This window comes from Clostridium sp. LS (assembly GCF_002760435.1).
Lineage (GTDB): Bacteria > Bacillota > Clostridia > Clostridiales > Clostridiaceae > Clostridium.
In genome coordinates, this window is the sequence record NZ_AUUU01000043.1 from 18,328 (window position 1) to 43,008 (window position 24,681).

The 24,681-nt window shown below is 31.4% G+C and carries 19 protein-coding genes; 3 read left to right on the forward strand and 16 right to left on the reverse strand.

Annotated features, from left to right (window positions below):
* Positions 1-76 precede the first annotated feature (76 nt).
* The 16 genes from COL3_RS11370 to COL3_RS11445 all read right to left on the reverse strand — a co-directional run bounded on the left by COL3_RS11370 (position 77) and on the right by COL3_RS11445 (position 22,939).
* Positions 77-886 carry an alpha/beta hydrolase gene (locus COL3_RS11370; RefSeq protein WP_008419534.1) on the reverse strand — a complete coding sequence of 270 codons (810 nt, stop codon included), beginning with the start codon at positions 884-886 and terminating at the stop codon, positions 77-79.
* Between the two features lie 247 nt (positions 887-1,133).
* Positions 1,134-6,023 (reverse strand): starch-binding protein, encoded by a 4,890-nt coding sequence (locus COL3_RS11375; RefSeq protein ID WP_008419532.1) that lies wholly within the window; start codon positions 6,021-6,023, stop codon positions 1,134-1,136.
* 780 nt (positions 6,024-6,803) lie between these two features.
* A complete protein-coding gene (locus tag COL3_RS11380) occupies positions 6,804-7,535 on the reverse strand; it encodes a GntR family transcriptional regulator (RefSeq protein ID WP_008419530.1) in 732 nt (243 codons plus the stop codon).
* Positions 7,536-7,720: 185 nt separating this feature from the next.
* A complete protein-coding gene (locus tag COL3_RS11385; RefSeq protein ID WP_347474374.1) occupies positions 7,721-8,596 on the reverse strand; it encodes a fructoselysine 6-kinase in 876 nt (291 codons plus the stop codon).
* Positions 8,590-9,558 (reverse strand): SIS domain-containing protein, encoded by a 969-nt coding sequence (locus COL3_RS11390; protein ID WP_008419526.1) that lies wholly within the window; start codon positions 9,556-9,558, stop codon positions 8,590-8,592. Before COL3_RS11390 ends, COL3_RS11385 begins: the two co-directional genes overlap by 7 nt.
* Before the next feature lie 71 nt (positions 9,559-9,629).
* Positions 9,630-11,054 carry a Na+/H+ antiporter NhaC family protein gene (locus COL3_RS11395; RefSeq protein WP_008419524.1) on the reverse strand — a complete coding sequence of 475 codons (1,425 nt, stop codon included), beginning with the start codon at positions 11,052-11,054 and terminating at the stop codon, positions 9,630-9,632.
* 232 nt (positions 11,055-11,286) lie between these two features.
* Positions 11,287-12,117 carry a sugar phosphate isomerase/epimerase family protein gene (locus COL3_RS11400; protein ID WP_008419522.1) on the reverse strand — a complete coding sequence of 277 codons (831 nt, stop codon included), beginning with the start codon at positions 12,115-12,117 and terminating at the stop codon, positions 11,287-11,289.
* Positions 12,118-12,138: 21 nt separating this feature from the next.
* Positions 12,139-13,698 carry an amidohydrolase family protein gene (locus tag COL3_RS11405; protein WP_008419521.1) on the reverse strand — a complete coding sequence of 520 codons (1,560 nt, stop codon included), beginning with the start codon at positions 13,696-13,698 and terminating at the stop codon, positions 12,139-12,141.
* Between the two features lie 107 nt (positions 13,699-13,805).
* A complete protein-coding gene (locus tag COL3_RS11410) occupies positions 13,806-14,528 on the reverse strand; it encodes an amino acid ABC transporter ATP-binding protein (protein ID WP_008419519.1) in 723 nt (240 codons plus the stop codon).
* Positions 14,515-15,174, reverse strand: coding sequence for an amino acid ABC transporter permease (locus COL3_RS11415; RefSeq protein WP_008419517.1), 660 nt, complete (start codon positions 15,172-15,174; stop codon positions 14,515-14,517). The genes COL3_RS11410 and COL3_RS11415 overlap by 14 nt, the downstream gene beginning before the upstream one ends.
* A 119-nt stretch (positions 15,175-15,293) precedes the next feature.
* A complete protein-coding gene (locus tag COL3_RS11420) occupies positions 15,294-16,124 on the reverse strand; it encodes a transporter substrate-binding domain-containing protein (protein ID WP_008419515.1) in 831 nt (276 codons plus the stop codon).
* A 456-nt stretch (positions 16,125-16,580) separates the two neighbouring features.
* Positions 16,581-18,446 carry an ABC transporter ATP-binding protein gene (locus tag COL3_RS11425; protein WP_008419513.1) on the reverse strand — a complete coding sequence of 622 codons (1,866 nt, stop codon included), beginning with the start codon at positions 18,444-18,446 and terminating at the stop codon, positions 16,581-16,583.
* Positions 18,447-18,451: 5 nt separating this feature from the next.
* Positions 18,452-20,170 carry an ABC transporter ATP-binding protein gene (locus COL3_RS11430; RefSeq protein ID WP_008419511.1) on the reverse strand — a complete coding sequence of 573 codons (1,719 nt, stop codon included), beginning with the start codon at positions 20,168-20,170 and terminating at the stop codon, positions 18,452-18,454.
* 221 nt (positions 20,171-20,391) lie between these two features.
* Positions 20,392-20,904, reverse strand: a complete 513-nt coding sequence (locus COL3_RS11435) for a DUF1453 family protein (protein WP_008419508.1) — start codon at positions 20,902-20,904, stop codon at positions 20,392-20,394.
* 146 nt (positions 20,905-21,050) lie between these two features.
* Entirely contained in the window at positions 21,051-21,728 is a 678-nt protein-coding gene (locus tag COL3_RS11440) for a response regulator transcription factor (RefSeq protein ID WP_008419505.1), read from the reverse strand.
* A gap of 47 nt (positions 21,729-21,775) precedes the next feature.
* Positions 21,776-22,939 carry a sensor histidine kinase gene (locus tag COL3_RS11445; protein ID WP_008419503.1) on the reverse strand — a complete coding sequence of 388 codons (1,164 nt, stop codon included), beginning with the start codon at positions 22,937-22,939 and terminating at the stop codon, positions 21,776-21,778.
* Between the two features lie 346 nt (positions 22,940-23,285).
* Here COL3_RS11445 and COL3_RS11450 point away from each other — a divergent pair, with 346 nt between their 5' ends.
* From COL3_RS11450 to COL3_RS11460, 3 genes are all read left to right on the forward strand, one after another.
* Positions 23,286-23,483 carry a hypothetical protein gene (locus COL3_RS11450; RefSeq protein WP_008419500.1) on the forward strand — a complete coding sequence of 66 codons (198 nt, stop codon included), beginning with the start codon at positions 23,286-23,288 and terminating at the stop codon, positions 23,481-23,483.
* Positions 23,484-23,604: 121 nt separating this feature from the next.
* Positions 23,605-24,246, forward strand: coding sequence for a phosphoribosyltransferase family protein (locus COL3_RS11455; protein WP_008419498.1), 642 nt, complete (start codon positions 23,605-23,607; stop codon positions 24,244-24,246).
* A gap of 129 nt (positions 24,247-24,375) precedes the next feature.
* Complete coding sequence (locus COL3_RS11460; protein WP_008419497.1) at positions 24,376-24,657, forward strand: hypothetical protein; 282 nt, start codon at positions 24,376-24,378, stop codon at positions 24,655-24,657.
* Positions 24,658-24,681: the final 24 nt, after the last annotated feature.

The window sequence follows — 24,681 nt, forward strand, 5'->3', positions numbered from 1 at the left end:
ACTCCTCTTCTGCGGATACATGAAAAATTTACTATGCATAAATTTAGTAAATATAATTATTCCTATACAACCTATTTTACAAATTTCTTTGTTTTAAGAACTTACATATTTGTTTATTAAATTCTTCGTATTTTTCAACAAATGGTAGATGACCACAATCTGATATAGTAATTTTGTCTGAACTTTCTATACCTGCATGAAGACGTTCTCCTACTTTCACATTAAAAGCAAAATCTCTATTACCTAGAACAATTAATGTAGGTATATGAATTTCTCCTAATCTCTTTGCTGCATAAGGTTTTTCAGGTACAGCAAGTTTAAAATTCCAGCTATAAAAGTTCTTTTGTGTTCTAATAGTCTCTAAGATTAACTTTCTAGCTTTTTCATTACTTTGATCCGGAATAAAATAACTCCAAAATGAACTATTAATAAATTTTTCAATTGCTGCTTCAAACCCCTTTGACTTTAATAAAGAGATACTTTTCATCGCTTCTATTATTAGTTTTAATGGATAACGATATCCATTTACCGCTGGAGAAGCAAGTATAAGTGCATCTACATAATCCGGATACTTCAAAGCAAAATCAATTGCAATACTTCCTCCTGATGACGACCCAATTATTACCGCACTTTTAATTTCTAGAGAATCTAATATTACTTTTAGATCCTCAAAATGTGAAAAAGTAGATGTTGGTGTATCAGATTTTCCATATCCTCTTTGATCATACGATATTACTTTATATTGACTAGAAAAACTTTCTACCTGATACCTCCAAACTCTGGAATCATTAAAATTACCATGAATAAAAATTAAAGGCTTTCCCTCTCCTTTTACAGAGTAAAATAATTTTGAATTATCGAAAGTTATATATCCCTCTTTTTCCATATACAAAACATCCCTCCACAATAAGTATTATTTTTATAAATTCCAATACATAACAAGTTTAATTATCAAATCTTACTTATAATCGTTACATATCATGCAATTCTTTATACTTTCAGCTAAATTTGTCAAAAACTACATATTAGTATAAAATTAGAGAGCCTAAATATATTTTTAGACTCTCTAGATTATAATAAAAAAAATGAAATTTTTTATAAATTTATAATATAAAGCTTACAATTAAACTAATCTATGCAATCCAAGCTCCATCAACTCCTAAAGTATAACCATCAATAGTTGTATCAGATAGCATGTCTCCTGATGTGCTCAAATAATACCAAGTTCCATTATCATTTAACCAACCAGTTTGCATAGCTCCTGCTGAATTAAGGTAATACCACTTTCCATTTCTATCTTTACTCCAGCCTTTTTGCATTATTCCAGATTCATTAGTTAGGTACCAATTACCTCCATCATAGATCCATCCAGCAACATTATTTTCATCTTTTACATATATCCAGTTACCATCAGTAATTTTATTCCAACCTTCAGTAACAGCTCCAGTTATTGGTTTTTCACTTAAAACATAATCTGAACCTTTACTTGCTGTAAATGATACTTCACCATTTTGAACAGGAACATTTAGTGATACTAATGTTAATCTATTATTTGCTGCATTATAAGAATATACATACATTAACTTATTGTTATATTTAGAATTTACATCTGTAGTAATTGTTGCTTTACCTGGGAATGCTCCTTTATAAGCAAACGATAAATCAATTATTTCTGCACCATTAGTTAAATTATTTATAGCCGAAGCATTTGATGAAATTGATTGTATTGTAGTATCTAAATCTGCTGCTCCATTAGCTAATAAATCTGTTCCTTTAAATGTCAAAGAAACATTGCCTTGAACTAATGTTAAAGTTTTATCCGGCTTACTTAATAAGGCTTCAAATATGCTCTTCATAGCTACTGATTGTGATGATGATAATTTAACTACTATATTCGATGTATTGGCATTTACAATTCCGTCTATTATAACTGATGCATCTGAAGATTTTATTATAGTAGAGTTTCCATCTACAGTAACGGTTTTTTCTTTTCTGTGAGAACTATGACTATAACTTGAACCAGAATCAGAACCTGAACTTGAACCTGAACTTGAAGAAGGTTTCTCTTGAACTGTAACCGTAATTGATGCTTCCAACTTTCCTTCTTCTTTTGCAGTAATTTTTATAACAGTTCCTTTACTTTGAGCAGGAATTTGTACTAACCAGTTACCATTTTCATCTGACTTTGAAGTTCCAATTACATATTGAGCTCCTGCTGAAGTAGTGCATTGCACTGCGGCTGAAGTAGTAACATTGTCTTCATCTATGCCTAATACTACATCTGCATTTGCACCTGCTGTTCCTTTAACCGTAGTAGTTCCCGTATAAATTATCCCATCAACTATAGGAGTTTTTGATACTTCTTGTGCCCCTGGATCAGGTGTTGGTTTAACATAGTCTTTCCATGCACCATCTTCAAAAATTATAGTACTTCCTAATTTTACGGTAAATTCAGTGTTTCCATCCTTATCAGCAAGCTTATTGCTTCCATCATTAATAATTATCGAAACATCACCAAAGGATTTTGGTATAGCAGCACTATATATTCCATTACCTTCATCCTTCATTGCAACTCCTGGCCAAGTAGTTGTTCCGCCCGCTGTATTCCAATAGTGGATATTAGGTATACCATTCCATCCGCTTGGAACTTTTACATATACTGTTGAACCAACTTCTTCATTATCGCCTGGGTTGGTTGGTTTAGTATTTGCCCCTGGTATATCAGCTTCTGTGAATTCTCTCCAAGTATCACCGTCAAGTATTAGTGTCTTTCCAGCTTGTGCTTGTTTATCAGGTGATTGTTTTCCCTTACCATTATTATTAAATATTACATTGGCATTTTCAAAACCATCTGGCATTACAAAGCTATATAAATTATCCCCTTCATCCACCATACTGCTTCCAGGCCAACCATTATTATTAGCGTCCACCCAGTAATATATTTTAACACTGCTCCATCCACTTGTATTCTTAAAGTAAACTTTTGACTTGCTTACTAATTCACCATTAAGTTTACCATCAGTCTCTGTTCCATCAGAAACAAATTCCATAGTACTTCCAACTTTTGTTGGTAAATTATTTGTCTGCTTACCTTTACCGCCATTATTAAAAATTACTGTTGCACTTTCAAAACCTTTTGGTAATGTATAACTGTATAATCCATTGCCTTCATCAACAGCACTTGCTCCTGGCCAATCCTTTACTTTATCAGATGATCCATCGTTATATGCATATACATTAACCTTCTCCCATCCAAAAGTGTTTTTAAAGTAAACTTTAGTTACACCTTGTGCATCTGTAGATGGCTTTTCTGGTTCTTGTAAATCATCTAGAGTGAAATCTCTTAAAGTTTTAGTTGTTTCGTCATATATTTTTGAAGTTTCAAATGGCAATACCAAATCAGCTGTTTGATTTCCAGAATCGTTTCCAGCTATCTTATCATTAAATATGATCTTAGCATCACCAAAATTTTCTGGCAAAGTATAAGAATATAAAGTTTCTGTTCCAGCTACTTTATCCATTTTTACTCCTGGCCATTCACTTACTTTTACGCCTTGATCATTAAATACGTAGATATTAGGTTCTGCCCAATCAGATGGTTTTCTAAAGTATGCTTTGGATACTCCCTTAGTGTATTCCTTCCAAACTCCATCCGCAAGTATCATACTAGTATTAGCTGGTGCAGTTAATCCTGATTCACCAGATCCAGGCACCTGTATTTTTCCAGCATTTGCATTAAAGATTACATTCGAACCTTCTAGGCCTGCTGGTAATGTGTAAGTATATAAATTATCACTAACTTTTGTCATTGGTACTCCAGGCCAGCTTGGACCGCCTTTACCATAGAAGTATATATTTACATCATTATAAGCCCATTCAGCAGTGCTTGGTTTTTGAAAATATACCTTTGCTGTTCCATTTGTAACCCCATCATCTGGTAAGGTAGTGCCATTGTCAAATGTAGCAGTCGTATCTTTCCAAGTTCCATCAGTATCATAAAGCTTCTTTTCAACACTCTCACTTGGTGCTATTGTAAAAGCACTTGTTTGATGACTGCCATAAAACCAATCATTAAATATAACTTGACCATTTGTAAAACCACTTATTTCTAGTTTATATAAGTTGTCCCCTATCTTAACCATTTTAGTTCCTGGCCATGCTTCATTATTATAATTCTCTTTTAAATCATTATAAACATAAGCATAAGGTAATTGCCAACCAGCTGGTTTTGTAAAATACACTACAGTTTTTGCATTTGGGTCTCTCTTTATATACGTATAAGTTTCTGATGCAGTTTTACCATCACTGCTTGTAGCTGATACTACAACTTTTATTGTTGCTCCAGCAGCAGCACTTTCTCCAATTGTAATAGTTTGCCCATCAGCATATGAACCTTGTGGAGCTCCATCAATTGAATAAGTTGCTGAAGCTGCACTTGTAACATGCAAAGTTAAATCTAACTTATCAGCAAAGGAACAATCTTCCTTATCAATTGAAACCTTTGGAGTTATAACTGGTTGTTCTGGTATTCCATCTGCATAAAGTACTGTAATTCCACTTGGGACAGTTCCTGATATCTGACCACTAGCTACAGTAAATGTTCCACCTACAGGTGCACAATTAGTATAAATTCCATCCTCTAAATTTATAGCTTGACCTGCTGGTAATTGATAAGGGATTGAATCTAAGTTTACGATTACAACTCCTTTTTTACTAGCACCACTGCTTGTACCACGTTCAATCATAAGTACATTATCACTTAATTTAATTAAGCTTTCATCTTGTCCATCCATGGCAGTATGGAATTTGTTAATTGCAACTACGTCTGGGTCCTTCCAAGTATCACTTCCTGCATCTCCTATATTACCTTGTAATTTTTTTCTTCCTGCTGGTCTGTCAAAAAATAGTGGAGTTGAATTTTCACGAGATGCTACTATTGCCCATCCATTTTTAATTTGCTCATCAGTCATAGGTGTTGATTCTGATGAATCGTTTGCATAAGTATCATGAGATTCTACCCATGTTACAATTTCTGTGTTATCAATCCCAGATGGAACATCATAGGATTTTAATTTATCAATATTTCCACTTAAATTTGGACCCGAAGTTCCAACACCTACAGTACTTCTTATATCAGCACCATATTTACTTGCAGTAACATTAAAATATTTTGCATATCCTGCAATGTTATCTGCACCACCTTGTAAAACTTCTCCATAAATAAAAGGTGTATTTCCGTCAGCAGTATGCAATCCAGATAATACGTTTGGCCAAAAATCGCTTTTTACATTGTCTGGATCAATTGGAAGTTCTACGTGTTTAGCTGTATCAAAACGAAATCCAGCAGCTCCATCATCTAAACATTTTTGTAAGTATAACTTTATTTTTTCTTGCAAAAGCGGATTGGCAGTATTTAAATCTGGCAGTCCAACCCCGTTATGAGTTACATCATATCTGTTATTGTAATCAGAAATTACATTTAATTTACCATTGCTATCTACATGCCACATATCAGGGTGATTTGCTAACGAAAGGTCTGGATCTAAATCTGCCACTTCTTCAGCTGGTATATCTGGATCTCCATTGTTACCCATATGGTTTACAATAGTATCTACAATAATTTTAATACCCTTAGCTTTTGCTGCTGCACACATTGCCTTGAACTCATCTTCTGTTCCAAGCTGTTTATTCCCAATTTGAAACCCAGCTGGTTGATACAAAATCCACCACTTGTCAGAAGTTGTATATTCATCATTTAAGTCCTTGTTTACTTGTATTGGTGACACTTGTATCTCAGTGTAACCTGCTGCTTTAATAGCATCTAAGTTAGCTGTTACATTATTAAATGACCAATCCCAAGCATGTAATATTACTCCTTGTTTTTCTGCAGTAGTTAATCTGGTTATTACCGAATTATTGTCTTCTGCCTTTGCAATTACAGTGTTTGGACCACATGTAATAATAATACTAAGGACCAAAGTAATTGCTATTATACTTTTAAAACTTCTATGATTTCTTTGCATTTTCATTCCTCCATATGAAATTAATTGATCGCCCCTGGTATCGGTACCAAAAATGCATATAGTTTATGACTCTAATTTCCTAAACGTTTTCTCTTGGTATCGATTCCAACAATTTGCATTCACCTCCTACACAAGATTTATCGTATTATATTCTTAGATAATACGTTTTCATTAAAGAATAATATTCCATTAGTTAATATTAATTCTATCATAAATTATATATTAGTATAATTGCATTTATTTATCAATAGTTTTTTACTGTATTTTCTGAAATTATAGTTACTAAATCTATTTTATATTCTACACAAAAGAGAAGAGTCCAACTTTTTAGTTTTACTCTTCCTTAAAAAATATTAATTCAAATTATCAATTTGTATATTTATTTCCCATTTTAAGCTAAAACTACCTATTCATTTTTGTTAATATTTCAATGTATACTTTTCGCATAAAGCCATTTTTTATATACTTAGAAATAAGCTTCTGCTACATTTATTTTTAATACTACACTTGTGACGAAAAACACATATCTTATGCCAAAATAAGATTCCATCTGATTTTCTAAAGAATGCTGTTGTAATGAATTTTATTAATTTACTATAATAGAAATATACGTTGGTTACCTTTTTTCATAAATATCTACACCATAAAAAATGAAGAGTAACATGCTAGGGGAGACTAGTAATGTTACTCTTTATTATAAGTATTTATTTTACTAAAAAGATGCTCATTTAAGGATTTTCTAATTATGTCAAGTCGTGTTCTATTATATAAATTTATATGTTACGATATTACAAATTTATATCGTTCTCCTATTACATACTGCTTACCTATATGTACTGGCATATTCTTATCATCGTATATCACAGTCTTTATATAAAATAATGGTTCACCATTTTGCACTTTTAACAATGAAGCTTCCTCATCAGCAGCTTTGGCAATTTCAATTGTAGTTCTATCAATTCCTGAACTAGGTGAATCTGAAGGATTTATATCATACTTGTTTCTTAATAACTCATACAATGATCCACTTAAATCTTCAGTGAGTAAAAAACTAAATCTCTTACAAGAAAAATAATTATTTTCCAACATTAATGGTTCGCCACCAGCATATCTTACTCTTTGAATATATATTAATTTATCATCCTCATCCAATTCAAGATCTTTTTTATCTTCTAATTCAGGCCCTACTATCTCTCTTTTAATCACTTCATTGGTTACTTTTAATCCATTAGCTTCACAAGCCGCAGTAAAACTAGATAAGTACTCAATTTTACGCTGAACTTTTGGCTTACTTACAAATGTTCCCTTGCCTTGTTTTTTTATCAGAAATCCCATCTCGACTAGTTCAGAAATAGCTGCACGAACAGTTATCCTACTAACATTATATTTTTCACTCAATTCAACTTCAGTTGGAATTTTATCTCCATATCTTAATTCACCACTAATAATTAAATTACGTATAATATCTGCCAATTGTTGATATAAAGGATTAATACTATCTTGTATTAGCATATGAAAACTCCTTTTATGCATGTATAATATTACTTATATACTATCATACCATTATAAAAACTTCAATTATGTTATTACACAATGATATTGAATAAATTAATATAATATATTTCTTCTATACAAACAAAATGGCTGTCTTATTATATGGTTAAAAACCATTTTTGACAGCCACTGTTGTAAATTAACTAGTAGTTTTTACCATATCCAAATGATCCTTCAATTAAACATGTTCTAGCTGAAAATATTGCACCTTCATTTAGACTTTCTTTAATTATTGTTTCCTTATCTAATTTATTCTCTTTGACTTTGCTTATATAATTTACTAGGAATGCAGTTAAGAATGAATCTCCCGCTCCCATTGTATCTACAGCTTCAACAAGTTCTGGTTCTTGTGCATAGAACTTAATCCCATCATATAACAACGCACCTTTTTCTCCCATAGTAACTACTACTATCTTACTTCCAAGCTCATGAGCTCTCATTATTAAATTAAGCATTTGATCAGTTTTTAGATGACTGCATGAGAAGAAGCTAAAATCTACTTTAGGAGCAATTCTTTCAACTTCTTCCATTGTAAAATCATCAGAGAAATCAAAAGATATTGGAATGTTTAATTCTCTTATTTTATCAAGTTCTGGTTCTGTATAGCCATATAATCCTGCATGTAGTAAATCAAAAGTTTTAATATAATCCAAATCATCTTGTGTAAGATTTAAACCATTTTCTCTTAAAACTCCACCTTCATTACTTCCTAGAAAAACTCTATCTCCACCTTCTAATGTTACTCTTGCACAACCATTTTCACCATCAAAATTTCTGCATTTTGAAATATCTAAATCAAGTTCACGAATTGTATTTTGAACATGTTCTGCTTCAGCATCTGATCCAAATGCCCCTAAAAATGCTGAACTTGCTCCTAAATTCTTTGCATAAGCGGCAAAATTTAAAGCATTTCCACCTGGATACATTGTTCTAATATGTTCATATTTATCTACAACATTATCTCCTAGCCCAATCACTTTAACCATAATATTTTCTCCTATACTTAAATATTTTAGTATTCAACTTTTCCCATATATCTTCTTGTATCTAAATCGTGATTTCTAATCTTTGCCAATTCTCCTCTATATACACATAAGATGCTATAGAATACTATAGGATTGAAGAATTCAACTACTGAACTATCTATTACGCTAATGCCAAGTTCTTTACAATCAACCACTTCAACTTTTGCACCATACTTATTTAAGAATTTGAGTGCTCTTTCATCTAATTCTCTAGTTCTACCTTCATTCATTAATAATAAATATAATGTTTCCTTATCAGTTACCTCAAATGGCCCATGGAAGTATTCACCTGAATGCACCGCTGATGCATTCATCCATTGCATTTCCATTAGTGAGCATATTGAAAATCCATATGCATGTCCATAAGACGCCCCACTTCCTAATATATATGTTATTGGCTCATCTTTATATTTTTCTGCATATCTTTTTGCTCTTTCTGCAACTAAGCCTTGACCTCTTTTTACAACATCATTTACAATCTTTAAACCTTCCATGAATTTGTCATATCCTTCATAGCCTTCTGTTTGATTTAATATTTCAACTGCTATGTTAAGAATAATTGCCATTGGATTATCTTCTACGCTTGTGTCATTTCCCCAAACATAAAGTATATTATAATCTGCATGTTTAATTAAATTAGCATCTTTATTATGTGTTAATGTTATAGTTGCTGCTCCCTTCTCTCTAGCTACTCTTGCAGCTTCAACAGTTTCTGGAGTATTCCCACCATGTGAACATACAATTACAACTGAATTTTCTCCTAAAGATTTTGGTGTTGCATGAACAAATTCATTACTTGTATACGATAAAACTCTTAATTCTTTTGTTTCACTTTGTAAGAAATATTGTGATGCATACATATCTACTAAAGACCCACCACATGCTACTAAAAATACTTCTTTTATTCCATTTTCTTTACCTGCTATAATTTTTCCTACGATTTCTCTAATGTTCATTTTTATTCCTCCTAATATTTTAAAATTATATGTTTAAATCATTTTATGATTTTTTACTATTTGTCTTTTTACTACATTGGTAAATATGCTGATATTGCACAAAATACTGCTGCAGTTATTTCTAATACAATCACTATTTTTGCTACTGATTTTATCCATTTAGAAAGACTGATTCTTCCAATTCCAAGTGCAGCCATTAAAACCCCACCAGTTGGTGATATCATATTAGTTAAACCATTTCCAGCTTGATAAGTAGTAACAATTGCTTCTTTATTAACATGTATTAAATCTCCAAGTGGAGCCATAAGAGGCATTGTTAAAGCGGCCTGACCTGATGATGATGGAACAAATAATGCTATGATATTTTGTACAAAAAGCATTATTGTTGTAAATACTGCTACTGGCATTCCTTTTAAGCTATTTGCTAATGTATTTAAAATAGTATCAATTATCATACCATCTTCAGCGATTACAAGTATTGCACTTGCAATTCCTATTATTACTGCTGGGTATGCAAAATCTTTACATCCTTCTACAAAAGTTTCAGCCATTTCTTTTTCTGAAAACTTAGCAACAATACCTGAGAATAAACCAAGCATAAGAAAAATTGCTGCAATTTCATTCATATAAAATCCTTTTTCAAGTAAGCCCCAAATCATTATTCCCATACTCACTGCAAAACCAACAAGTATAATCTTGTGCCTGCCTGTAAACTCAACTTTATCTAAAGATTCTCTATTGGCTAAAAAGAACTCTCTATTTTTTAAATCATCTTCATAAACCAAAGATTTTTCAGGATTACTTTTTACCTTCTTTGCATATAACAATACAAAAGTTATTGTAATTATCATGTAAACAATGAATTGTATTGTTCTAAACCACAACTGTGGATTTCCTTGTATTCCTGCCACTCCTTGAGCAACAAGTACCGAAAATGGATTTAGTGTTGCCCCAACATATCCAACTTGTGATGCTAAAAATATCATCATAATAGCTGTAAGCGAATCGTATCCAAAACTCATCATCAGTGGTATAAACACCATATAAAATGGTATTGTTTCTTCACTAGTTCCTATTACTGATCCACCAATTCCAATAAGGGTCATCATAAGTACTATAATTATTTTTTCTTTTCCTTGAAATCTTCTTGCTACAACAGAAACTCCTGAATCTATTGCTCCTGTTTTCATTAATATAGAAAATGAACCTCCTAATACAAAGATAAATGCTATTACTTCCACTGATCTTTGTATCCCTTTACTCGGAGCCATTAATACATCAAAGGGACCTTGTCTTAAATCAGTTCCATCTTCACTAACTTTTGGTACAGACTCATATGTGTCTGGTACTATAACACTTTTTGTCATTCCCGATAAAACCTGATCTTGTTTTTGAAATTGTCCACTAGGTATAATCCATGTTAATATTGCTATTAAGATTATTAACCCAAAGAGTAAAGTATAAGTATGTGGCATTTTTAATTTTCTATTAAACAAATTAATCACTCCTATTAATAGTTAATTTATATCCTTGAACTTTGTGTCGTTATCTTGTATTAACTTAACTTATATGATTGCCTATAACTTTTAACTTAAACCTTACTTCGACTCCTATCTAATAATACGTATTATAACGTATTATTAGATGTAATGCAACTTATTTAGCTTTCACAAGCTCGAGTATTTATTTTCAAGTTAAATGTTAGTTAATCGGTAATATTATCAAACTTTAGATAAACTTTTCAAACGATTTCATATTGCGTATATCATGTGATGCTGGATCCTTAAAATAATTAAAATCTGTAATTTCCTGACCTAAATATCCTTTATACCCATTATCCTTTAAAGTCTTTAGAAAACTCTCCTGATCATACTTACCATCACCCCAAATTAAGTGTCCATACGGATTTCCATCAACAAAATGAGTGTGTATTATATTATTCTTAAATACATCAAACCATTGCTGAATCGTTTCTCCCGCTACTCCCATTGCTATGGTATCGATCATTACTTTTAAATTGGGGTGATTTATTTCATCGAACATTCTTTTTGCATCATTAAGAGTAATTACAAGTTGTGATTCTTCTGGTCTTAAGGATTCCATTGCTAGTTTTATCCCTTCTTTCCTCGCAACATCTGCTAACCTTGAAAGCATATTTGATGAACGCTTCCAGGCCTCTTCTCTATCTTCATTTAGATAACCCCATCCAGAGTTTATAGCCATAATTTCACAATCTAATTCTCCAGCCACTTTTATTGCATTGCTAAAATACTTAAAACTCTTTTCAAAAAGTTCAGGTTCTTTAGCCGCAAATTGATATTGATAAGTGCAATTTTCTGGAGTTAAAATCTTAACGTTCAATCCCCTTGATTCAATTTTTTTCTTTATAATCTTACAATCACTATATGTCATAGAATCAAGGAAAAAATGAGGTACTCCTGGCCATAGTTCAATAGTCTTAATCCCAGCTTTAACTTGAGCATCTAAAAAATAATCTAATGAATAGAACAGATAATGAATATTCATTCCTGCTATTTGTTCCCTAGTTATAAGACCCATATAATACTCCCCCTCAAACCCTTAAAGTTTATTATACACAATTTTACCATCAACAATAGTTAAGCAAATTTCTACATCTTTCATTTCTTCCACTGGAGTTTCAAATATATTTCTATTTAGAACAGCAATATCCGCTAATTTTCCTACTTCCAAGGTTCCTAACTTATCTTCAAATCCACAATTATACTGGCCACCTATTGTCCATGCTTTTAGTAGTTCTACAATAGACATAGTGTTTTGCTTATTATACGGATCTTTACCATCTGCAAAATATCCACCGCAAGCATGATATATAGATTCCGGTATATTAGTTATCATAAGTGGTAAGTCTGTTCCACAAGATACAACTACACCACTGTCTAGCATTTTTCTACGATTCCAAAAGTATTTCCCACGTTCAAGTCCTACATTTTTTTCTATCATTTCTTTTGTTTCATCTTCTAAATCTAATGACATTATTTGTGGATAAATTTCTGCTATTATACCTAGCTTACCCATTCTTTCCAGATCATCTGGATGTGTAAATTCCATATCCGTAATTGCATGTCTGTTAATACACTTTCCTTGGCCTCGTTTACATTTCTCATAAATATTTAAAACCTTATGAACTGCCCCATCACCTTGCGCATGAAGGGAATATCTAAAATTGTGTTCATCAGCTAATAAAACTTCTTTTTCAATTAGATCATAATCAATATCTATGATACAATTTACATTTTCCAAACATTCATACGGTTTGAGTAAATCTGCTTTTAAACTTGCAACTGTGCCATCTGTCATCCTATTAAATCCTGAAAACCTAATGAAATCGCTACTGAACTTTTCCCTCATTTTTAGTCCATATGGAATATTAATTCCTTGTCCAACTGGCTGAGACATAAATGAAATTCTAAGGGATAACAGATTATTTTTTTCTACTTCTTCTAAGTAATCTGTAAATCCATAATAGTCGTCAAATCCCATTTCTTTTACAGCCGTAACTCCTCTGCTATTCATCATTTGCATATAATCTTTAAATTGCTTGTCTATAAAGTTTCTATCATTCAAATATTCTCTCATTATCCTCCAATAGGCTTCTGGATAACATTCATCTGGAGTAAATTTATAAACTTCAATTGCTTTTGTATTCATAAGGCAAGTATCTCTATTATTAGAAAAAACAATGACTCTTCTATTTATAAATATTTCATCTAACTTTTCTACTGCAGTTAAGCTTTTAAAAGCTTCTGGGTTCCAGCCATGCCCAAAAATTGTAGCATTATTATCAAGTGTACTTTCATATTTTTTTAGAATTTCTATGCATTCATCTATTGAACTTGCTTTACTAACATCAACCCCAATATTAAAAATTATATATCCAGTGAAAAATGTATGGGTATCTACAAATCCAGGACTAATAACGTTTTCACCAAGATCAATAAAATTCGTCTTATTAGATAATAACTCTTTATAACCATCTCCTTCTTCAACCGCAACAATTTTATTACCAGAAATAGCAACATATCCATTAATTATCTTATCTGATATTCCTGTAAAGATATTATTTGATTTTAAAATTATATCGATATTATTTTTAATCATTACTACACCTCCTTGATACATACTATAACATTATATAACGTTATATGCAATAGTTATATGAAAATTTTATTAAAAATAATGCTGATTCTCTTAAAATGCCCTGTTTATCAAAGAACCTTTGATAAAAAATCTTTAGTCCTTAATTTTTTAGGATTATTAAATATTTCTATTGGACTTCCTCTCTCTATAACCTTTCCTCCATCCATAAATATTATTCTATCTCCTACTTCTCTGGCAAATCCTATTTCGTGGGTTACAATCACCATTGTCATTCCTTCTTTTGCAAGCTTCTTTATAACGCTTAATACTTCTCCAACCATTTCTGGGTCCAAAGCGGAAGTTGGTTCATCAAATAGTATAACCTCTGGTTCCATTGCCAAAGCTCTTGCTATTGCAATTCTTTGCTTTTGTCCACCCGAAAGTGATGCTGGGTAACAATCAGCCTTTTCTAATAATCCAACTTTACCAAGAAGTTCATATGCTTTATCCTTTGCTTCAGCTTTCGAAATATTTTTTACTTTAATTGGTGCTAAACAGATATTTTCGCATACAGTTTTATGAGGAAATAAATTAAATTGCTGAAATACCATCCCCATTTTTTCTCTAATTTTATTTATGTCACTAGATTTTGATACAAGGTTCTTTCCTTCAAAAATAATTTCTCCCGATGTAGGCATTTCCAATAAATTAAGGCATCTTAGCAACGTACTTTTTCCTGATCCTGATGGACCAATAATTACAACTACTTCTCCTCTTGAAATATACTCATCAATACCATTTAAAACTTCACTTTGTCCAAAGCTCTTGTATAAATTTTTAACGAATATCACTTTTCTTCATTTTCCTCTCTAAAATAATTAATCCTCTTGTCATAGCAAACGTTAATATAAAATAAATAACAGCTGCAACTATTATCGGCTCTAGTCCTAAAGCAGTATTTCCTCTCACTATTCCAGCATTGTACATTAATTCTGCGACTCCAATAACTGAAACCATAGATGAATCTTTAATAATTGCAATAAACTCGTTTCCTAATGCAGGCAAAACATTCTTAAATGCTTGTGGAATTACAATTTCAAACATTGCCATTCTTTTATTCATTCCCAAGCTTCTAGCTGCTTCACTCTGCCCCTTATCAACTGCATTAATTCCAGCTCTTATAATTTCAGATACATAAGCACCTGAATTTAAAGATAGCGCAACAGCACCTACAACTATATCAGCTAAACCTATATTTATTAATTTAGGTAATCCTATATAAATTATATATATTTGCACTAAAATAGGAGTTCCCCGTATGAATTCAACATATGTAGATGCTAAAAATCGTATAATTTTAATTTCAGATCTTTTTAAAAGAGTTAGTCCTAACCCAATGATTGTCCCAAATACTATTGCAAAGAAAGCTAATTCTATTGTTGTGTATGTACCTTTTAAAAAATATTCATAGTACCTTTTTAGAAATATAAAATTCAAAAGTATCCTCCTTTTACTTTAAATAATAATTATAAAATTATTGATGTAAAATATATTCATACCTTACATCAATAATTTATGTATATAATTTAATTATTGTATTTAAGTTAATATGAATGCTAATCCATTAATTTATTTGCTTCAACAACAAATTCATCAATTTTTCCTTCATCTTTTAATCTTTTTATTGTTTTGTTAATTTCTGCTTGTAAATCTGTTGAACCTTTTCTCATTGCAATAGCAGCCCCATCTTCTTTTGCTTCAATAGTCACTGAAGTTAATGCAATATCATTATTTTTTTCACAATTAAACTTAGCAACAGGCGAATCAAGCAATATTGCATCTACCTTTTTGTTTTTCAGATCTAACACTAAATCAGTAGCCTTTCCTAATCCTTTTACCTCTGCATCTGGAAGATTATCTTTTACTAATGTCTCTTGAACCGATCCCTTTTGAACTCCAATTTTCTTGTTTTTTAAATCATCCATTGATTTTATTGAAGTTTCGTCGCCTTTTCTAACAATAAATATATTCTTCTCTTTATTGTATATATCAGAAAAATCTGCATTTTCTCTTCTTTCATCAGTCGGATTCATTGCCGCAAATACTACATCTGATTTTCCTGCTTGAAGTGATACTAAAAGTCCATCAAAATCCATATCTTTTACTTCAAGTTCTACTCCTAAGTCCTTTGCAACTTCTTGAGCAATGCTGACATCAATTCCAACTATTTGATCTTTTCCATCTATTTGCTTATGAAATTCATATGGTGGATAGTCAGCGCTTGTCCCAATCACAATTTTACCTTTTGACTTTATGTCACTTAATGACGAGGATTTTACTTCGGAATTTTTACTAGAATTACTGCTATTGCTACATCCTATAATTCCAATTGCCATACTGCTAATTGCTACAAATACTATTAACTCTTTTAATACATTTTTTTTCATATTTTTCCCCCTTTAATATTTTAGTTAAATTTAATATTAGTATTTTTACTACTAATTGAATAATATTGCTATACTATTAAAAAGTCAATACATTATAATAATGTTCTAATACGTATTATTAAGTATCTTCGATTTATAATTTGTTTTTACAATAAAATCTTGCTTCTCTTTTATCTTAAGATATAAATTTTTCCCTAAAATTAAACTACTTATAAAATTGTAATCAACTCTAGCCCTATACTGACTTTATCATTTAATTTATCTAAATATATTAATTAGAGCGCTTAATATTTAGTAATAAAAATAAGGTTTGCCATAATTTTGACACAACAAGGTCTTATAATTAACTCATAAGTTGATTTAATGTTTTTCATAAATATTTATCCATCTAAAATATAGAAATAAAGAGTACCATGCTTAATTCCCCCTTAGCATGGTACTCTTTATTGTTTAGTTCTATATATCAGACAATTTCTCTTTATTCAACCTTCCCATTTGACTAATTACCATATTATAATATTGTCCCTTTTTATCCATTAAACTTTTATGGTTTCCACTTTCCAATATTTTTCCCCCACCAATTAACATAATGTGATCTGCATCTCTAATCGTAGATAAACGGTGTGCAATTAAAAAACTTGTACGGTTTTTCATTAATCTTAGTAATGCATGCTGAATATCTTTCTCAGTCTTTGTATCAACACTGCTTGTTGCTTCATCTAAAATTAGAATAGGACTGTCGCATAATACTGCCCTGGCAATTGATATAAGCTGACGTTGTCCCTGACTTAAATTATCCGTAACTCCGGACACCATTGTATAGTACCCTTTTGGAAGTTTATCAATAAAATCATGAGCATGAGCTATTTTAGCTGCCTTTATTACTTCTTCATCAGTTGCATCCTTTTGTGAATATCGAATGTTATCCATAATTGTTCCTGTAAAAAGACAAGTGTCTTGCAACACTACTGAAAAACACTTTCTGAGGCTGCTCCGTTTTATATTAATAATTGGCTCTTTATCAATTAAAATTCTTCCGCTATCTACATCATAAAAGCGAGTCAAAAGATTTACAATTGTAGTTTTTCCAGCACCAGTTTCTCCTACTAAAGCAACTGTTTCCCCAGGGTTTACTTTAAAGTTTACATCTTTCAGTATAGGTGTAGACTTGTTGTATGAAAAACATACATTTTCGAATATTACTTCTCCCTTTGGGTTTTCTACTTGGATAGCATTTTCTATATCGGCACTTTCCTCTTCGCTATCTAAAATTTCAAAAACACGTTCTGCACCGGCAAGTGCTGACTGAATTGTATTAAACATGCCAGCTATAGCATTTAGTGGCTGAGAAAATTGTTTTGAATAGCTCAAAAAACTTACAACAGTTCCAATTGATAAACCATATCCTACTGATAATACTCCTCCAACAATGGCAACAACTGCAAATATAAAATTATTAATAACATTCATAAGAGGCATCATATATCCAGACCATATTTGTGCCTTGTTACTGCTTTCATATAATTTTTCATTAATTTCTGCAAACTGCTTTAAAACATCCTCCTGCTTACCAAAGGCCTTTACCATTTTTAATCCTAATATATTTTCCTCAATTACACCATTAAGTGAACCAAGGCTTCGCTGCTGTGCTAAAAAGTAGGCGCGGCCTTTTGACGCAATTACACGTGTTAAAAGCGTAACAAGAGGAATGCATAATAAAACAACCGCTGTTAGAGGTACATTTAATGCAACCATAACAACAAAAGAACCAATAAGAGTTAAAATACTTGATATTAATTGTGTGGTTGTTTGTGCAATTGTTGAACTAATATTATCTACATCATTCGTAATTCTACTCATCGTGTCACCATGAGATCTTGTATCATAGAATTTTAATGGTAGTTTTTGCATCTTTTCAAAAAATTGTGTACGTATTACATATACAAGTTTTTGTGAAACCCTAAGCATAATAACCCCATTTAAACATGAAATCAGCCAATTGATTACATACAAGGCTAAGATAATACTTAAAAGCATTAAAAGATTTTTTGTATCCACTGTTCTAGTTGAAACTTTAAAGGTATCAAAAGTTTTTCCCACAAAATAAGGAATGGCAACAGAAATTGCTGAAGAAATAATTGTAAAAATTACAGCCACAAAGATAGTTTTAGCCCAGCGCATATATATTTTTATAATACGCAATAACGTGCCTTTTGTATTCTTAGGTTTAGCAGTTGGTGCAAATCTATTTCCACCTCTGTCAACTGGTCTTCCTCCAATGGCTGGCATTTTTACTTCACCCTTTGAAAATCGCTCCGACATATTTCCTATCCCTCCTTGCTGCTTTCTATTTGTGTTTTATATATATCTTGGTATATCTCACAATTCTCCATAAGTTCATCATGTGTTCCATATCCAACTCTAACTCCATTATCTATAACTAAGATTTTATCCGCAAACATAGCTGTCCCACAACGTTGAGTAATTGTGATTATAGTTTGGTTTCTTTTTTTTGAATTCAAGTTCCCTCTAACTTTAGCTTCAGTTACTGCATCTAGTGCACTAGTTGCATCATCTAATATAAGTACAGAAGAATCTTTAAGTATTCCACGAGCTATTGAAATACGCTGTTTTTGCCCACCTGAGATATTAACTCCTGCACTTCCTAAAAGACTCTCATAACCATCATTCATATTACTAATAAAATCCGCTTGTGCCTTATTTGCAGCCTCATGTAACATCTCATTATCAGCTTTATTATTTCCCCATCTAATATTTTCAGCAATAGACCCTGAGAAAAGCATTGGTTTTTGAGGTACAATAGCAATATTTTTGCGGACAGAGTCTACATTTAAACTCTTAATATTACAACCATTAATTAAAATTTCTCCACTGTCTACATCATAAAATCTCAAAAGCAGCCAAGCAATAGTTGATTTGCCACTGCCTGTCGGCCCAATTATTGCTAAACTTTGTCCACTTTTAATAGAAAATGATAAATCCTTTAGCGCGGGCACTCCACTTCCATTAGGATAAGCAAATGCCACATTTTTAAATTCAATGTCACCATTCAATTTTATTGCTTCACCACTATTAGAAAAATCTTCATCACAATCAAGCACTTCCTTAATACGGGCAGTTGAAGCCTTTGTTCGTACAAAAGTATTAAATATATTAGTTATCATAATTAAGGATGTCAGAATTTGTGCCATGTAAATTGTAAATGCAGAAATATCTCCTGGATTTGCAATGCTTGAAGAAAACAATATGCTTCCACTAAGAATTACAACTACTGTACCAATTCCGACTGTAAGTGTCATAAGTGGTGATATTAATGTAATAATCATTTGAGATGACACACCTTTTTCCATTAAATTTGAATTTGCATTTTCAAATTTATCACTTTCTTTATCATATGTTCCAAAAGCCTTTACTAAGCGTACACCAATAAGATATTCCTGCACAATAGAATTTACCTTATCCATAGCTTTTTGCAATTCATAAAAACGAGGATAGCTTAACCTCATACTTAATGTAATAAGAATAGCAACCACAAGTACAACCCCATAAATAATAAGGCTTAATCTAAAATTAAGCAAAGTTGCAAGTACTATGCTTCCAACACATGTAATAGGTGCTTTTAAAAAGATTCTCATAATTCCATTAACAAATAGTACCACTTGTGCTGTATCATTTGTCATACGTGTAATAAGTGAACCACTTTCTATCTTATCAGCACTTACTTCTGAAAAATATACAATCTTTTGAAACAAATCATACCGTAAATCTGCCCCCATATGCTGAGATACCTTGCTAGCTAATATATTTCGAGTAACGGCGAAACATGCTCCAACGCCAGTTACTATGAGCATGAGCATTCCCCAGTAATAGACCTTTGAAAGTGCGCCTTGTTCAATTCCAGTATTAATAATATTTGACATAAGTGTAGGCCCAAGCAAATCACAAAATGCCTCAAAAGCAACACATGATACAGCTATACTGAATGGAACTTTATACTTTTTAAAGTATTTACTGTATAAATTCATATTTAATATTTCCTTTCCTTCGTTTAAAGTATAATTCTAAATCATATTATACATCTTTTTTACTATGAAAATGTACCATTGTTTATTAATTTATGCACATAATAAAAACAGCTACAAGATAAAAGAATTATACTTATTGCTGTTTTTAATAAAATTTTATGCTAATTTTGCTTTGACCATGAATCTATTTGTTTAAAGCTAGATACTTCTTTTTTTATTTATTAACTCTTGATTTTACTATGTCCATTAATCAGTCTTTCTTCAAAAAACTGTCTAACTTCCTCATGTTTTAAAAATAATATTATACTTTTGAAAGCGAAGACTACAGCTACTCCAGCAAATAATATCCACCCAGTACTTTTGAATGATGTAAATGAGTTGCTTCCCTGAAAAAGAGCTCTGACGATATATCTAAAGAATATCATTGCTATCCATGCAATAAGTGTTTCCTTGCCTCCACGCATATAAAGCTGATTGCCTTTATAATATACTTTTGTATAGTGAGCTTGAATCACCCCTGCTAATAGCCCAATAAGAATTATTAGAAGTAATTCAATAATCTGATTGAAAGGGATTATGAATCCGGGAAATAATTGATAGGATTCATACGCTGCAAATATTGGGAAAATAATAAAATTAAGTATCTTCACTCTACGTTCTGATAACTGACGAAATATTGCATAAATGATTAATGTTACACTTATAAATGTAGTAATTATCTGATTTGTGTTCATTTTTAATTCATCCTCCACCTAAAATTCAATTTTAATTATTGGATACCTATGCGAAACATTATACAGGCGAATCAGAATCATTTCGTCTACCCTATGGATGATTTTTAAAAGAAATAGGTATATCTATAGATATACCTACATGAATTCTACTTCACAATACCATTACGTATAGCAAATACTACAGCTTGAGTGCGTTCTTCAACTCCTAACTTCTGAATAATTCGGTGAACATGAGTTTTTACTGTTCCTTGTGAGATGTGCAGAATATCAGCTATTCCTGAATTACGACGTCCATAAGCTATTTGCTGCAATACATCAATCTCACGCTCAGTTAAGGGCTCATGCAGTTCAAGCTGATTGTTATAAATGCCTCCAATATCACTTTTTTCACTTGCTATGGCTTCAGCTAAAGCTTTGCTGGCAGTGGCAGTTCTATAAATCGCTTGACCTTGATGAACCCAGCGAATTCCATCTAAAAGTTCCTTAGTATTCGTATCTTTAAGCAAATAGCCAACAGCACCAGCACGAATTCCGTCAAAAACATATTCTTGAACATCAAAAGTTGTGAGCAAGACAATTTTTACATTTGGCAGCGAATTCAATATTGTACTTGTAGCTTCTATACCAGTGCGATTAGGCATTTGTATATCCATCAATACAACATCTGGCTTAGTGTTTAATACGATATTTATTACGTTTTCACCATCTGATGCTTCACCAACTACTTCCATATCAGACTGGGCATCAATAATATAACGTAGTCCTTGTAGAATTATTGGCTGATCATCAGCAAGCACTACTCTAATTTTACTATTTAAATCCATTTAAGGTTTCCTCCATATGCATTAAAATTACTTTATAAATCTAATCTTTATATATTCTCTATCGGGAGAATAACTTCCACACGAAGACCATGTGGTCTTTCAGGAATAATGTTACAAGTCCCACCTTGTAATTTACATCGTTCCATAATTCCCTTAATTCCGAAACCTGGTGTTAATGGTGTATTTTCTGTGTACCGACCATTATCAGATACTATTAAGACAACCTGATCATTTGTTTCCTTTATTCGCACCTCAACAGATATTGCATTAGAGTGACGTAAAATATTAGTCAATGATTCTTGAAGTATTCTATACAAAACAATACTAATCTCAATTGGCCATTCTGTAATCTCTGATTCCTGAATAAAACTAAATTGAATTGCTGAACGCGCTTGTGTTTGTGAAATAAGTCCTTTCAATGCTATCAAACCAAGTCCCATCTCATCATCAGACCATTCTTTCACCGCCACGCGTACTTCAGCCATTGTCTGCCTTGATATTTTAAGCAATTGTGATACTAATTCAGATGCTTTTCCTGGATCTTGAGGAAGCATAATCTCCAGAGCTTGCAGTTGCACTATAAGTGAAGTAAGCTGATGGCCAATTCCATCGTGAATTTCACGAGCAAGCCTTGTTCTTTCCTCCAATGCTGCATATCTCATTGAATATACAGACGCTTCTTGAAGTTCAGCGTGAGCTTCCTGCAGCTCTCTATGGGCCTTGTTCAATTCACTTAAATGCAACTGACTGGTACGGTATGCCTCCTGCCTGATTCTAATACTTCGTATACCTAAATATACACCTACTAAATTAAACAATGTTCCAAATGGAAATGGAAAAGTGTAAGACATTATTAGAATAAGAACTGTAGTTAAAAATGCGAGCACAACCGATAAATTATTATAAGTCCCTGGCATAACTCCAAAAGCCCATATTAAAGGCCATAATATTGTTGAAGCTTCGACGCCATAACAATACTGAAGAATCATTCCCATTGCAATTATAAATATAGAAATACAAATGTACGTCATACTATTCCATTTTGTTTTCTTAGACCAAATTAAAACTATTTCAAAAAATAATATCACTATACAAACAATTAAAGGCATTCCTCTAACATTCTCAAAAACTCGATGATATATAAATATAAAAGCAATAATTGCAAAGACACTGTAAAAATGCAAGCCTAGTATCCTATCTTTAAATTTCAAATAATTTCACTTCCTACATAAAAATCACTTAACTATGATCCTAAATTCATATGCATTAATTATATTCTAATATTTTAACAAACATAAAATACACTGTCTATCTATCTAAAGGTGTATTTCTAGTTTAAATCATCTTATGCTGAATATAAGTATAAACTTAATGCGCACTAGGTTTTATTATTATAATTTCATCAAAAATTTATAATAACTTTACTATTTTTCTCTTAATTCTCAATTATTTCACGTATTAATAAGCCTGTTTATCTTAATAATAATGATATAACGAAACTTAATTTAGTTATTATATGTTTTGGATATTAAAATTTATTATGTCAGGAGTGATTTTATGGGCAAAGAAAAAATAACAGAAGGACCAATTCCAGAAGTCTATGATACAGAAAAAATGATTGATATACATTCATATGAGGATGATCCTTCCCTTGATTCAGAAAAGATACGATACGTTAAAAGTCATGAACCGCGTTCAAAATATACTCATGGCTCAAATGATATAAATCCAAATAATATAACTTCTAGACCTTAAATATAAATAATCTAAGTTCACCTCAGCGATTTCACTGCTGAGGTGTTCTAAAAATATCTATTGAATAATCAATAATTTTAACTCAAAATACTCCATATTGGGTTACGGGAGAGATGATAATATGTTTAAAGATAGAGAAGATGCAGGAAAAAAACTTTCAATTGAACTTGAAAAATTTAAAAATGAAAATCCTATTATTCTTGCTATTCCAAGAGGTGGAATCATTACGGCTTATGAGACTATTAAAAAATTTAAATTTGATTGGGATTTAATTATTCCAAGAAAAATTGGATTACCTCATAATAAAGAAATCGCTATTGGTGCCGTGGCTCTAGATGGAACTTATCTTTTAAATGAAGAATACGTAGATATGTTAAATATATCTGATGAGTATATAAAAAATGAAATATTTGAACAAACAGACGAAATTAAAAGACGATTAATAAAATATAAAGGGAATGAAGATTTTCCTCATGTAGAAAATAGAACAGTAATAATTATTGATGATGGAATTGCAACTGGCTTTACAATACAAGCTGCTATACAGTCTATAAAAAAGCATGATGCAGAAAAAATTATCTTAGCTGTGCCAGTAGCGCCCAAGGATACTATATTTAAGCTGAAGGAAATTGTAGATGAAGTTATATGCCTGCTTATACCTGATGAATTTTATGCAGTAGGTCCATATTATAAAAATTTCGAACAAACTACTGATGAAGAAGTTTTTAAGCTAGTTGAAGAATTAAAAAATATACAATCTTAATTAGAAAATATTCCACGTATTAATAGTCCTATTTCTTCAAATAATACTGATGTAATTAAATTATGTTTTAGTTTAAAATACTGGATACTATAAACACAATTTAAACTTATTATGTTAGGAGTGATCATTGTGAGCAAAGAAAGAACACCTTATACTCCAACGCCAGGAGATTACGATACAAATAAATTAACAGATATCCATTCATCAGAATCAGAACCTTCTTCTTATGCAAGAAATTTAAGTCAGACTCCTAGTGAACTTCGTACAAAAAATAGCTACAATTCAAGTGATAGAAGCATAAAGCGAGAGAATGAATTAAATCTTACTGAAAGAATACCTACAATAATAAAATATTCTCATCCTGATATTAATAAAGATGATGATAAGTATGATTATCAAGGAGAATATTAAAATTTTAAACTACATTCTTTTTTC